Here is a 13963-nt window from a genome sequence, read left to right as displayed (position 1 = left end):
ATTTAGTATCGGACATGAAAAAAGGCTACAATATGCAGCCTTTTTTGAATAACTTAGTGTTACTTACGTGCGTCTTTTAATAAGTCAGCAACTAAGAAACCTAGTTCTAAAACTTGATCCGCATTTAAGCGTGGGTCGCACTGTGTGCGGTAGCGTTGTGCTAAATCTTCATCAGATAATCCATACGCACCACCAGTACATTCAGTCACGTGCTGGCCAGTCATTTCAAGGTGAACACCACCTGGGTATGAACCTTCAGCTTTGTGTACTGCGAAGAACTGGCTAATTTCACGAAGAATATTATTAAAGCTACGTGTTTTATAACCTGAGCTCGCTTTCTCAGTATTACCATGCATTGGATCTGAGCTCCAAATAACTTTACGGCCTTCTTGTTGTACTTTACGTACTAGTGCCGGTAGTTTCTCTGGAAGAACATCAGCGCCCATTCGTGTAATTAACGTTAAGCGACCTGGAATGTTATCAGGGTTAACTGCATCAATAAGTTTGATTAGCTCATCTGGGTCCATGCTCGGGCCAACTTTCACACCGATAGGGTTTTTAATACCTTTAAAGAATTCGATGTGTGCATGATCAAGTTGACGTGTACGTTCACCAATCCAAACAAAGTGTGCAGAACAATCGTACCAATCACCTGATAAGTGGTCACGGCGTGTTAGTGCTTCTTCATAACCTAATAACAACGCTTCGTGTGATGTAAATAAGTCTGTTTCTTTTAAGCTCGGTGCAACGGTTGAGTCGATACCACACACTTCCATAAATTCAAGCGCATCTTGAATTCTGTCAGCTAGCTGTTGGTATTTTTCTTTAAGCGGATTTGCTGCTACAAAACCCATGTTCCAACGGTTTACTTGGTGTAAATCGGCTAAACCACCTTGTGCGAATGCGCGTAATAAATTTAGCGTTGCAGCACTGTGATGATATGCCGTCATCAATCGCTGTGGATCAGGTACACGGGCTTGCTCTGTGAATTCAAAATTATTGATGATATCACCACGGTACGAAGGTAATGAAACACCATCGATTGTTTCATAATCTGATGAGCGAGGCTTAGCGTACTGACCTGCCATACGCGCAATTTTAACTACAGGGCATTTACCACCATAAGTTAAAACAACGGCCATTTGTAAAAGTGTTTTAAATGTATCGCGGATATTTGCGGCATTAAAGTCACTAAATGACTCTGCACAATCACCACCCTGTAATAAGAAGGCTCTACCTTCACATACAGCTTCTAGTTGTTTGTATAAGCTACGCGTCTCTTCGGCAAATACCAAAGGTGGTGCGCTTTTTAATTGCCCTTCAACAGATTTAAGGGCTTCTTGATCTGGGTACTCTGGCTGCTGAAGTATCGGCAGTTTTCTCCAGCTGTCTGGGTTCCACGATTGCATGTTCTTTCCTCATTCCTAACATAGACCGTTAACGAAAACTAACTTATTGCACGTACTAAGTTCAAGGACAATATTCAGCTATTTACGATTATTTCGTTATTTGATAAATAGTTTCGATATTAACAATTAGGGTTCCAACATTTTATTGTTTCAAACCAGTCAGTTACACATCTTTGACACCTTATTCGTTACCGCACAGCACAAGAACACATCTTACCTAGTTAATGCCTTACTGTAACCTCAGCTTTACATGCTTAAAATATACTTTTTGAGTTCTACATTGATCAAATTAAAAACTTGTACTAATGGAATGGAAGGAACACATCATACTAAGTTTAATTAAGATGTAAGGTCAGCTACATGGAAAATTTAAACTACAAAATATCAAAAGATAAGGTTACAATTGAACTAACAATAAGTAAGATGTGTTCCTATGAGTACGAAGTTAGAAATACGCAGTCAGTTTGATTTAGTAAGTGAGTTAACTCATTTGTTTTGTGAAGAATTAAAGGAAGTGGGTTTTCATAAGGCATCATATTATCAATTGCCAGATATCGACATAAACGACGAAAAGAAAGTCCCTTCTTCAATTAGTGTACAAAAAATTGAAGGCGATGATGCTCATAAGTTAATTCTAAATTCCTTTGGTGATTTTTATAAAAAGACAGGATTAAGTAGTCGAGTATTAAAAAGACATCCAGGTTTATTAGTTTTAAAAGATGTCGATAAGCAACATTTCATTGCAAGGATAAATCAGTTAAATAAAGCCAAAGCTGATTTTAAAAATAGTGTAATAGCTATCGATAATAATGATGCGCGATTTGAAGCGGTTCACAATGCTGTGCCTAATCTCATTACACTTGCTGCATATCGTAAGATCCATTTTGAAACTGAATCGCCCTACTCTGTTCGTTTTACTTGGATGCACAAACACGCAACTAAAACGCTAACTAAAAAAATGGCCTTAGCAATGCTCGATAAATCGGCTAGTTATTCTAATCCAAGAATGATCGACCAACACTCTTGGCAAGCGCTAGTTGCACAAGAACAAAGTCGTGTTGCAAGTTTAGGTGATAAAGAAAAATTACGAATTCGTAGACCAACAAGAGTTAGTCCACAAGTTAATGTGAGGTATACAGCTCAAAACCGATATCATGTTAGTGCTGCTTTACCTTTTATTTTGATAAACCCAGAACCAGATGTAAAACTGGGTACATTAACTGATTATCAAAAACCAGAAAGTCATCCTCGAAAAAGAGAATATGATTTCTTAGTTGATAGACTTTACTTAGAACAAGTAACAGATTGATTATGTTAAAAAGGCCACATCAGTGGCCTTTTATTTGTAGTTAGTAGTATTAAAGAAATTAGTCTTCGACTATTTCTTCAATTTTATCTTCATCGATTAAAACTGCATTTTCAACAATGCGTTTCCCACCTTGAATTTCGATTCGTTTGTTATGCTTATTAAGCGTAAGAATCTCATCACAAAATTGATCAGATGGATGCATCTCATATGTGTAATCAATAATATTACCCGTTTTGTCATCTTTGACATTGGTAATGTTATATTCAGAGATTGCACCTTTCTCAATTAAGTCTTTCATTGTCGTAGTCATATCACGACGCAAAGCTTTTAATTTATTCTCGGTAATTTCGTCTGTTGAATAAATAGAGCCATATTTTTCCATAATAGATAATAGTCGGAAATGGTAGGTCTTACCCGGTGCCGCATAACGCCATAGATGATATAAACGAAGCATCATCCAACGAGATAAACCACGTTTTAATTCTTGAGCACTATTAAAATAGTAACCTTTGTACTCAAGGTTGTCGATCATGTTATGAACGAAGGCATTCAAACAAGCTACACATTTTACGTTACCACCCTGACCTTTTTTGCCACTAAAATGAAGCGACGATAAAAAGTTCATGTTCGATTCGTAAAATGAGTCATCAATATCAGAGTTACGAGTATCTGTTGCTGAATATTTAAAAGAAAGTTTAGAACCTTGTAATGCTTCTAATGATTCTTTGATTTGCGGATAAGGCATCGACTGACCAACAGCTTTCAGCTCTTGCGCTAATTCATTCATTGAAAAAACAACCGCGTATTGAATACCAGACTTAAAATTGATTTTTACAATTTTACCTTTTGAGGCTAAACGAATTAAGGCACGTTCGACCTTTTCTTCACGATCAGATGGCCAAACAAGATATTCAACATCTTCACCATCTTTTCTTGTGCTTACTACCGCAGGTGTAATTTTGATTTCACCATCATAAAGAATGCCGTCTACTTTTTCAGAGATTTTTCGTGTAACGATGGTTTTCTTTGGTGCTTCTTCAACCGGAAGCTTCTTATGACCAGAACGGACAAATCGTCCCCATAAATCATAATGATTAAATGTATTTGAGTAAGCTCTCAAACCATGTGCAGCATTTTCAATTGAAACACGCACATCTTTGTTGTCTGTAAATAGTGCAAGACTTTCATTATCTATTGCACTTTCCACCCCGTGGATCTGCCCGCGTAATGTATCGGGTAAGTTATCTACCGAGATGTTGACCTTTCGGCTCATTGTTCTTATTTCCAATTTTTCTTCGACAGTTAATAACAACACATAAAACTTCAAAAGTTAAATGTTTAAGTTAGTATAAACTTGATCCGATCATAATTTATTTCTTCGGATCAGTTTTATACTAACTGTTTCGTAATAGCTGATTTTTAGATCAGATTTTTACTAAGTTATAGTTGATAGGTCGCGATTTTACTAACTCAGTTCAAATTATGTCCGGTGAATCACCTTTTTAAAGCTAATTAACACGACATAAATTGCTTTTTTAAAACTCCATGTGGATAAACAGCTCTTAAGTTAGCATAGATCTGATCTGTACCAACTATAGATCAGATCCATACTAACTTATTGTGCATTTTAGTCATGCTCTCGGTGCATAACTTTATAATTTAGTTAGTAAAAAATTGATCTACACCACTATTTTTGTGAGTAAACCAGTGGTTAAACTGTGCATAAGTCGAAAGCTCATTTTTTGCTTAGTAATTGGCTGATCTGCGAGTCATTAAAGATCTGATCTTTACCAAGTAAAAACACGATCTGGCTTTTTACTAAATATTCAACGAAATCAGTAATATATTTCACTATTTTAGCATCTTAACCTTATATACCTATATACTTAACCGATATTAAACTTACTTATTTATACTTAGCATCAGTAAAGTTACAAATTTTTATTAAATGTCTTATAAATAAAAGGTATGTCGCCTTAAATACTTGTTTACAGCAATTTGAATGGACATTATACTTAAAGCATAACTTTGAGGAAGAAAGTATGTCTATCAATAATAATGCGCTAGCCACTTATAGGTTACTAAAAGCGACAGCAGAAGTTGCTGAAAAATCGCTAGAAGGACGTATTCAACATTATCGTGCCCATTTAAAGTCTGAAGAAAAAGAACTTCGTACTTATACGCAAAAAGCAGCCGCTGACTTATTAGGCTGTAATAATCGTACCTTAAAACGACGTCATGATAATGGTGATTTTGATGCACTTGATATCAAACGTGGTGCAAATGGCCACTACGCTTATACCTTAGTAAATATCTTTGCTATGGCTGATATCATGGATATTAAGCCTGATCACCGTACAGTTGATGATAAATTACAAGTTATTGTTATTAACTCCTTAAAAGGTGGTTGTGGTAAAACTACCAGCATGGTAAACATTGCTGCTGCACTTGCTACTACCAATATTAAACGATACAGAATTGGTATTATCGACCTTGATCCACAAGGTTCTTCATCAAGCTTTTTCCCACCAAGTGAGCCTGATCCAATTACAGTTGGTGATTTAATGCGTGATTGCATTGAGCTTGAAGAAAACGAAACCTGGGATGAGTTAGTATCGAACTCTTTCTTACCTACCCATATACCTAATATACGTATTTTGCCTTCTGGTATGGATGACTTTTACTTCGAGCATGAAACAGCAACTTTATTAAAAGATAGCTCTAGTTATGATAAAACTCGTCACTATCATAAATTGCTCGAAAAAGTTATTGAACCGGTAAAAGATCAATTTGATATTATTCTAATTGATACAGCTCCATCACTTAACTTTATGTTTTATAATGCATTAATGGCTTCTACATCGATGCTTATTCCTGTTCATCCTGAAGCTGTAGACTTTGATGCAAACAATAAATACTTAAAGCGATTAGGCGAGATTTACCATACAGTTGCTGCGCTTGGCCACCAAGGTTGGGACTTCATGCAATTCTTAGTAACTAACTATGTTAAAGGGAACCATTCACAGCGCGACATCGTTAAAGATGTTCGTAGTGCATTTGGTCGTCAAGTAATGAGTTACCCAATTAATCATAGCTCGGCAATTACCGCCAGCTCATCTTCTTTTAATACCATTTTTGATCAAAAAACGTCAGATAGCTTAGCTAGTCGTGAGTCACTACTTCGTGCGCAAGAAAATATCAAAGATGTAGTTGATGAACTTGAAATGCTGATCCGTTCTAATTGGCAGTCAACTCAATCGTCTCTAAATACAGCTAAGTAAGGTAATTAATAAAAATGGCTAAAAAACGTAAAAACGATACCAGCTTAGACCCTTTTTCAACGTCTATCGAAAGTAGCAGTTTAGATGCTTTGCTAGAGCAAGCTTCTGCTGGTGATGTTATCAGTATGCCTGCTCCAAGCGATCCTACACGTCAAATTACTTTGGTGTGTAAGGTTATTCCAAGCTCAGAAATTGAAGCTAAAACAAAGGTCTATGGTAAAAACCGCCGTGTACAATCATTACTAAATGAAAAGTCAGTTGCCGATATCCTTCCTGCAATTGCCGAAGACGGCCGTAACCAGCACCCTGCCCTATGTTGGGATAAAGGTGACGAAATGCTTGTATTAGCAGGTTCTCGTCGTCGAAAAGCATGTATCTTAAGTAACTCTGATTACTTAGTTTTAAGCTCTGAAGATTTCACAGATCAAGATGCTAAAATTCTTGCTGTATCATCTGATCAATACATTGCCCCAAGTCTATGGGAGCTAGGTCAAGCATATCAACAGACCCGTGATGAGCTTATTGCTGAGGGGAAAAAAGGCTCTTATCGTGAGATTGCGGCAATTGAAGGTGTATCACACACTGCTATTGCTGATGCTATTAAAGCGTTTGAGAATCTACCTTCTGAGGTTTTAAGTCTTTACCCAACTGCGAATCATGTTGGCCGTGAAGTAGCTAAAAAGCTTATTAGTGCCAAAGAGCGTGATGAGCAGCTGTTTACCAAGCTTGTAAATGACGTAAGTAGTGATAGCGAAATAGCGCAAATCAGCAGCGATGATAAACGTGCTCTTGCAATTACCAAGCTATTAACTGCTGAGCCAGCAGCGCCAAGCCGTCGTGAAGCCCTTATTGATAGTGAGTTTGTCAGCGTACAACGTAACATAAAAAGCGGTGATTTATCTGTGAAAATCGATAATAAAGTGATGACAGACAAACGCTTAGAGCAGCTAACTAAGCTATTAAATAGCTTTAATTAGTTAGTAAAAGAATGATCTCTCACGCTTTTACTGTTAGTAAAAGCGTGATCTCCCCTTCCCTTTCGTTAGTAAAATATTGATCTATTACCAGTAAAATTGGTACTTATTACACTCTCAGATCAGTTTTTTACCAACTAATAACCCCTTTACAGGTTTTTTACTCTCATAATTAGATTGCTTAGTAAAAAATTGATCTGTAAAGCCCCTGCCTTGTTATTAACCTGTTTATATCTTGTGCGATTGTTGTTTGTTAAATACTCAGCATGTCAGTTTTCAGCTTTGATTTTATTTTAAAGCAGATTTTTACCAAGTTATCAGCTCCAACCAGTCCAATATTGCTCAATAGTGCTTTAGCTCTGGTCCGATAGATCATATACTGGCAGAATTATTTTTTGTTTTTACTGCCAAAAGCGTTATGTCTGCTAACTTATCCAAAAATGACTTATTAGCTATCTTTGAAGAAATCAAACAAGAGCAAGAAACTCAGTTTCCTCTGTCTGAGCGCTTCATTAAACAGCTATTTAAGCCGCATGTGTTAAGTAAAGCAAAAGAGTATCACCAGAACGGCCAAATCAACTGGTTAGAACATAACAGTGATTTTAGCGTTATTGATGCATCTATGTTTGGTAACGAAGGGAATACTTTTACTCAGCATATTGAGATCAGTAAATTACCAAGTGGTTTTTCGGTCGATTCGCATTGTACTTGTGGCTCTAAAACTAAATGCCGTCATATTGCAGCTGTGCTCCTAAAACTCAAAATTGAACATTCAGGTGACTATGGTGAAGACTACATCATTAACGATTGGTTTAGTGAGCTAAAAACCCTTAAGCAAGTTGCTAGTGACAATGCCAAACAGGTTTTATTATTTGTTCTTGATGTAGAGAAATCAGTTGTAACCCTTACCCCTAAAATAGCTAATTATGACGCTGAGCATAACTATACGCTTGGTCGTAACCTTACCGAGCAGCAATTAAATAGTTTTGTAACCCCCACTGATTTATTAGAATCGGATTTTCGGTTATATAGCTGGATCCGTTCTCAAAATGCCCTTGGTAAACTAGAGCTTAAAGGTCAATGGGGCTTTGCAGCACTACAGCAATTAATTGCCACCCAGCGTTTGTTTTTAGGCCGTTCGCGCCAAGCAATTAAAGCTGACAGTATGCAAGCGTTAGAGTTTGATTGGAAACAAAACAAAGACTTAACGTCATTGAGCATGACGCTTGCTGGGCAAGATAATTGGTTATTGTTAAAAACAACGCCCCCTACTTACCTTGACCCTGAAAAGCTAAAAGTAGGCCGAATTCGTACTCCGTTAACGGCTGATGAAATAGCGCTACTTGCCAATATGCCTGCTATTCACACAGAGAACTTTGACCGCGTTTATCAACAGCTCAATGATAATTTTGGTGAAGGTGTGATCCCTCATGCATTTAAGGAAAGCAAAAAAAGCCTAGCTCGAACTGTATTCCCTGTCATCAGTATTAATAATGACGAGGGCACAATCCGCTTAGGATTGCAGTTTAATTATCAAAACTCTTTGTATGATTTAAGCCAGGCGCCAGCTGATATATTAAACCAGTCATTAGAAAACACCGTTGTAAATGAATTAACTAACCTTGGCTTTGAATTATGTAAAGGGGCTTTACAAACAGAGTTTATCTTTAATAAACAATCGGTTATTCATGAGCACTGGTTAAAGTTTGAAATAATTCCAAACTTATTAAAACGCGGTTGGAAAATTAATGATGAGTTAGCCGTCGGCAAAGTCCTTAAACAGCTTTCACTGCAAGTTGAGCGTGGTAAAGGTCATCAGATAGTTAGTAAAATCGTGATCTCTGGTGTTAAAACTCAACAGTTGTTTGTCACTGATAACAATACTTATCAATCGCTTAATCGACAAAGTGAGCGTTTTTATTACTTTACTGTAGGAAAACGCTTTGCTGTGGTTGAAAAGGCCGCGATGATGCAGCTTAATGATTATCGTGAACGTTTTGAGCATATTAAAACCCGTGACGAAATCTTAATGCCTTTGTCGTTTTTGCCTAAGCTCATCGAGCAAAAAGCAATTAAGGTTAATATTGTTGACGATGCTCTAGATGCTTACCTAGCTGAATTAAATAGCTCACAACAGCTTATTAAAAAGTCCGATATTCAAGGCTTAAACCAGGGTGTGCAATTGCGTGAGTATCAACAACATGGTGTTGATTGGCTTAACTTTTTAAAACGTCACCAGCTTGGTGGTATTTTGGCTGATGACATGGGGCTAGGTAAAACTCTACAAGTTATTGCCTTTTTAGCTAATGCCAAGCAATCACCACAAGCAGGCCCCACGTTAATTGTTTGCCCAACCAGCTTGGTTGGTAACTGGCAAAGTGAAATTAATAAATTTGCGAGTAACTTAAAAATTACCACCGTCTTCGGTGCTGCGCGCAGCGACCAATTACAACAGTTGTCGCAAGCAGATTGTATTTTAACAACTTATCCTCTATTGAAGCGTGATATTGCCTTTTATTCGCCGCTGTATTTTGAAAACATCATTCTTGATGAAGCGCAATATATTAAAAACGACGCTGCGCAGGTTTCACGCTTGGTTAAGCGCCTTAATGCTGACTTTAAGCTCTGCTTAAGCGGCACGCCTATCGAAAATAACTTATTTGAGCTTAAATCTTTGCTCGACTTTGCAATGCCTTCTTTACTTGGTTCGCAAGCACATTTTAAGAGCTATTTTCAAACGCCAATTGAGCGTGATAACGACGTTGCCCGAGCTGATGAACTTAAGTCGTTGATCATGCCATTTATCTTGCGTCGTACTAAAGCACAGGTAACGCAAGAGCTACCAGAGAAGACTGAGCTAGTTAAAGAGTTTGAATTTGAGAGCAAACAAAAAGAAATTTACAACGGTATAACTGAATCTTTAGAGCAGAAATTAGTCGACCTATTTGCACAGCAAGGAGTACAAAAAAGTAAGCTAGCCTTTTTAGATGCATTATTAAAGCTCAGACAAATCTGTTGTCATCCAAAATTGATCGACCCTAGTTCACAGGCTGGTAGCGCTAAACTTGAATGGTTATCTAAGCATTTGCCTATCATGCTTAGCGAAGGTCGTAAGGTGATTATTTTCAGTCAATTCACCATGGCACTTGATGTGATAGCAGAGCGATTAAATGAATTAGGCATCAGTTTTAGTATGCTTACCGGGCAAACAAGACACCGCGACCGTGTTATCGAAGAGTTTACTCAAGGTGATACATCCGTGTTTTTAATTAGCTTAAAAGCCGGCGGTACAGGGTTAAACCTAACTCAAGCCGATACTGTGATTCATTTTGATCCTTGGTGGAACCCTGCTGTTGAGAAACAAGCGACAGATCGTGCCTACCGTATTGGCCAAACTAACCCAGTGTTTGTTTATAAATTGATTATGGCTAACTCAATTGAACAAAAAGTATTTAAAATGCAGCAGCATAAGCAAGCCCTTGTTGATGCATTATTTACCGAAAAATCAATGAGTTTCACTCAGTTTGATGAAGAGCAAATGCTTGCTCTGATAAAAAATTAAATTTTTTTAAAGTTTTTTTGAACTAATCAAATTTTGGGGCGTCTATTATTATGCTTGTTGTTAAATTGCAGTTTACATAAGCATTATGTTGATTTCCCATTTGGTTACTAAATTTTAGTAATGTTAGAGCCAGCTCACTTTGAGCTGGCTTTTTTTATGCCTAAACCCCCTACTCTGCTGAGCACTAATTCGTTATGATGATGTGTCTTTAAGTTATTGAGTTTTCGTTATGATTACAGAGCTGATTGCACAGATTAATTGGCAAAGTGGTGTGCTTGGTGCTGCTGTAGGTGCTGTTGCAAGTGGTGTTATTTTTGCCTTACAAAAAAGTCGCTTAAAAAATCAGTTAACCGAACTGCAAAATAGTCAGCAAATCCAGCAAAATCATTTAGAACAAAAGCAGCTGCAACTTGAACAAAGCCAACTTACGCTTTCGCAGTTACAGCAAGATTACGCTGAGCAACGTGATGAGTCTCAACACTTTAAAACCCGCTTTGTAGAGCAAGAAAAGCAAGCACAACAATACAACCAGTTTTGGCGTCAAGTTGAAGCTGAGCTAGCTGATACTAAAGCTGCACTCAATCAGCGCGATGTTGATTTAAGTACCTTAAGAAGCACTATAGAACAAAAAGAACTGCATTTTAAAGAGCAGCTTAGTCATATCAAAGAAAGCAAAGAGCAACTCAAAAAAGAGTTTGAAAACCTCGCTAATCAAATCCTTGAAGAAAAATCGCAGCGTTTTAAAACCTTAAACCAAGAGAGTATTGAGCAACTTTTAAAACCGGTTCAGGGAGAGCTAAAAGGCTTTCGCGATAAGATGGAATTGATCCACGTGGAAGATCTAAAGCAGCGTGCAGCACTAAAAACTGAGTTGTTGCATTTACAGGCTAAAAGCCAAGCTATCACCGAACAAGCTGATAGGCTGAGCACCGCATTACAAGGGCAAAAGAAAACCCAAGGTAATTGGGGGGAGTTAATGCTTGAAAACGTACTAGACAGCGCAGGGCTGCGTGCTGGAGTAGATTATCAGCGAGAAGTATCGTTTAACACAGAAGATGGCCGTCTACGCCCAGATGTTGTGGTGTATTTACCTCAGCAACGTCATTTAGTTATCGATGCTAAAACCTCTTTAAACGCGTATACACGCTATGTAAATGCCGATACAGAGCTTGAAGCGCAGCAAGCGCTTAAAGAGCATGTCACCGCGGTGCAATCACGTATAAACGAGTTAGCAAGCAAAGCCTACGACAGACTACCTGGTATTAACTCCCCCGAAGTGGTGATCATGTTTGTACCAATAGAATCTGCATTTGTTGAAGCGCTTAAGTACCAGAGTGATATTTATCAGCAAGCAATCGAAAAAAACATTTTAGTTGCAACTCCAACGACCTTATTGACTAGCTTGAATATCGTAAAACAACTGTGGCGTTTTGAAGAGCAAACTAAATACTCAAAAGAGCTTGCCGCTCGTGCAGAGCGTTTTTACAACAAACTCAATAGTTTCCTAACCAGTATGGAAGGGGTTGGTAAGCAATTAGATCGCGCCAAAGAAAGCTATGATAAAGCGTTTTCTCAGCTGTATCGTGGTAAAGGAAACTTGATTAAGCAGGCCTCAGAGTTCAAAGAATTGGGGGTTTCTGTTCAAAAAGAGTTACCCGCGGAAACTGTTGAAAAAGCACAATTAGAGTTAGATTAATATGCAGGTTTTAAAGCTCATCGGGTTTGTTGTCTTGGCATCTGTATGTTTTGCAAGTAATGTCAAAGCTGCAAATTATGATTACGACAGCCAACTTAATAAAGCGTTACACGCTAATAAACTCGTTGCGATTGGTGATGTTCATGGCAGCGAGCATGTTGTTACTAGGCTTATTAAATACTTAGATGAGCCTAGTAACTGGCAGCAGATTGATGATCTTGTCGTTGAGTTTGGTAATGCGCGGTATCAAGATTTAGCTGATCAATATTTGTTGAGCAAACAGAATATAAGCATTGATGACGTAAGGCACATTTGGCGCGACACCCTGTATTTTATGGCATGGCAATATGATGTTTATGAGCAATTAGTTTTAAAGTTAAAACAGCTTAATAGTTCCCGTGAACATAAAGTTCGCCTTGTCCTTGCTGAGCCTGCAATGAACTGGCAAACCCTCTCTAAAGAGGATTGGCAAAAGCTAGAGCGTAGCCGTGAAACTGGCTATTTAGAGGCTATAAATCAGCATGTTTTCGCTAAGCAGCGCCGTGCAATCTTACTCTTTGGTGCATTCCACACGTTTAAAATGCCGGTAGTTATAAGCAATCAAACTTCGCCTTTTAGTTCTGTTATTGCATTACTTGAGCAGCAAAAACCGGGCTCCACATACACTATTTGGCCAGCGATGAAAAACGATGGTATTGCATCATCATACCCTGCCGACAGCTTGATCCCTTTATCGGTTAATAGTTCGTTGAATAAGCCGTTAGCGTCAATGTCTAAACGCTTTGCTACAAGCAATAGTATTAGCCTTGCGGATGTTGTAGACGCCTATTATGTGCTAAAAAACACAGACAGAAACGCGCCATTAAGTGATGCGGCTTTAAATGATCTGGCGTGGCATAAAGAGTTAAAACGTCGTGCTGAAATAGTGTCACCAAGAAGTGCTAAACAAATCCACTCTTGGCTTAGCCAACATAACTAATAAAAAGCCAACGTCATGTTGGCTTTTTATTAGTTAATAAGTTCTGCTGAAACAATATCGTTGAGCATCAAAAAGTGGTTAAGTACAGACTCTTCAAGTTCGAATACCTGCGCTAGTTTTTCGCCACTTGCTGACATCCCTGTTTGCGCACCAGCAAACTCAATATGCAACCCTAAACGCTTCAGGGTTTGGGCGTCGTAACTATAAATAGCAGAATCACGTTTCTCTGTAATACCAGGCATCATACCTATGATAGTAACTGCCTGTTCAACATTAATGATATCGAAGAATTGTCGCTCTGCGGCTTGCCATTTTGCTATATAGCTAGCGACCTCAGGCGGTTGCTCCATGGGCACGTATAATGGCTGTAATGAGCCCCCATGCCAGCCGATAACGGCTTGCTCTTCAACGAGGACATGTGGGCTTGCGGTAAGTACATAGTTTGCACAAGACGATGCACAAAGCTCGTGTACCACAACATCGAGTTGATATTCATGAACTAAGCCACCTAAATGTAAACCCGCCATCACATCACCACCTTGGCTATTAATAACCAAGGTGTTGATTTGTTGATCGCTACTTACTAATAACTGTTCGAACTTTTCAACATTTTGCTTTGATGTTTCGCCCTGAAAATAAATAGTGCCCGGCGATACTTCACTAATTTCAGCAACGCTTTGCTGTGTTGTTTTACAACCAACCAGCAGCACGCTCAATAAGAATAAAAAACGCATTAACAATGCCTTGAAGTTT

General features: G+C 38.2%; 9 protein-coding genes. 6 read left to right on the top strand and 3 right to left on the bottom strand.

From position 1 onward, the window contains the following. Positions 1-59 precede the first annotated feature (59 nt). Complete coding sequence (locus PASHI_RS09885; RefSeq protein ID WP_062565467.1) at positions 60-1409, bottom strand: class II 3-deoxy-7-phosphoheptulonate synthase; 1350 nt, start codon at positions 1407-1409, stop codon at positions 60-62. A gap of 433 nt (positions 1410-1842) precedes the next feature. On the opposite strand from PASHI_RS09885, the gene PASHI_RS09880 reads away from it, so the two are divergent. Beyond that, positions 1843-2718, top strand: a complete 876-nt coding sequence (locus PASHI_RS09880; protein ID WP_062565466.1) for a DNA replication terminus site-binding protein — start codon at positions 1843-1845, stop codon at positions 2716-2718. Between the two features lie 58 nt (positions 2719-2776). Here the strand turns inward: PASHI_RS09880 and PASHI_RS09875 are convergent, their stop codons facing one another. Further along, complete coding sequence (locus PASHI_RS09875) at positions 2777-3991, bottom strand: hypothetical protein (protein WP_054563104.1); 1215 nt, start codon at positions 3989-3991, stop codon at positions 2777-2779. A 769-nt stretch (positions 3992-4760) separates the two neighbouring features. On the opposite strand from PASHI_RS09875, the gene PASHI_RS09870 reads away from it, so the two are divergent. The 5 genes from PASHI_RS09870 (at position 4761) to PASHI_RS09850 (ending at position 13210) form a co-directional block, all read left to right on the top strand. After that, positions 4761-5999 carry an AAA family ATPase gene (locus tag PASHI_RS09870; protein ID WP_062565465.1) on the top strand — a complete coding sequence of 413 codons (1239 nt, stop codon included), beginning with the start codon at positions 4761-4763 and terminating at the stop codon, positions 5997-5999. A gap of 14 nt (positions 6000-6013) precedes the next feature. Then, positions 6014-6976, top strand: a complete 963-nt coding sequence (locus PASHI_RS09865; protein WP_062565464.1) for a hypothetical protein — start codon at positions 6014-6016, stop codon at positions 6974-6976. Between the two features lie 415 nt (positions 6977-7391). After that, positions 7392-10535, top strand: a complete 3144-nt coding sequence (locus PASHI_RS09860) for a DEAD/DEAH box helicase (protein ID WP_062565463.1) — start codon at positions 7392-7394, stop codon at positions 10533-10535. A 229-nt stretch (positions 10536-10764) separates the two neighbouring features. Continuing rightward, positions 10765-12231 carry a DNA recombination protein RmuC gene (locus PASHI_RS09855; RefSeq protein ID WP_062565462.1) on the top strand — a complete coding sequence of 489 codons (1467 nt, stop codon included), beginning with the start codon at positions 10765-10767 and terminating at the stop codon, positions 12229-12231. A 34-nt stretch (positions 12232-12265) separates the two neighbouring features. Beyond that, a complete protein-coding gene (locus PASHI_RS09850) occupies positions 12266-13210 on the top strand; it encodes a hypothetical protein (protein ID WP_156426477.1) in 945 nt (314 codons plus the stop codon). Positions 13211-13239: 29 nt separating this feature from the next. On the opposite strand, the gene PASHI_RS09845 is transcribed toward PASHI_RS09850, so the two are convergent. Then, positions 13240-13944 (bottom strand): hypothetical protein, encoded by a 705-nt coding sequence (locus PASHI_RS09845; RefSeq protein WP_054563110.1) that lies wholly within the window; start codon positions 13942-13944, stop codon positions 13240-13242. Positions 13945-13963: the final 19 nt, after the last annotated feature.

This window comes from Pseudoalteromonas shioyasakiensis, from assembly GCF_001550135.1.
Lineage (GTDB): Bacteria > Pseudomonadota > Gammaproteobacteria > Enterobacterales > Alteromonadaceae > Pseudoalteromonas > Pseudoalteromonas shioyasakiensis.
Note: the sequence above shows the minus strand (reverse complement) of the source record. Positions and strands in the feature narration are given on the sequence as shown.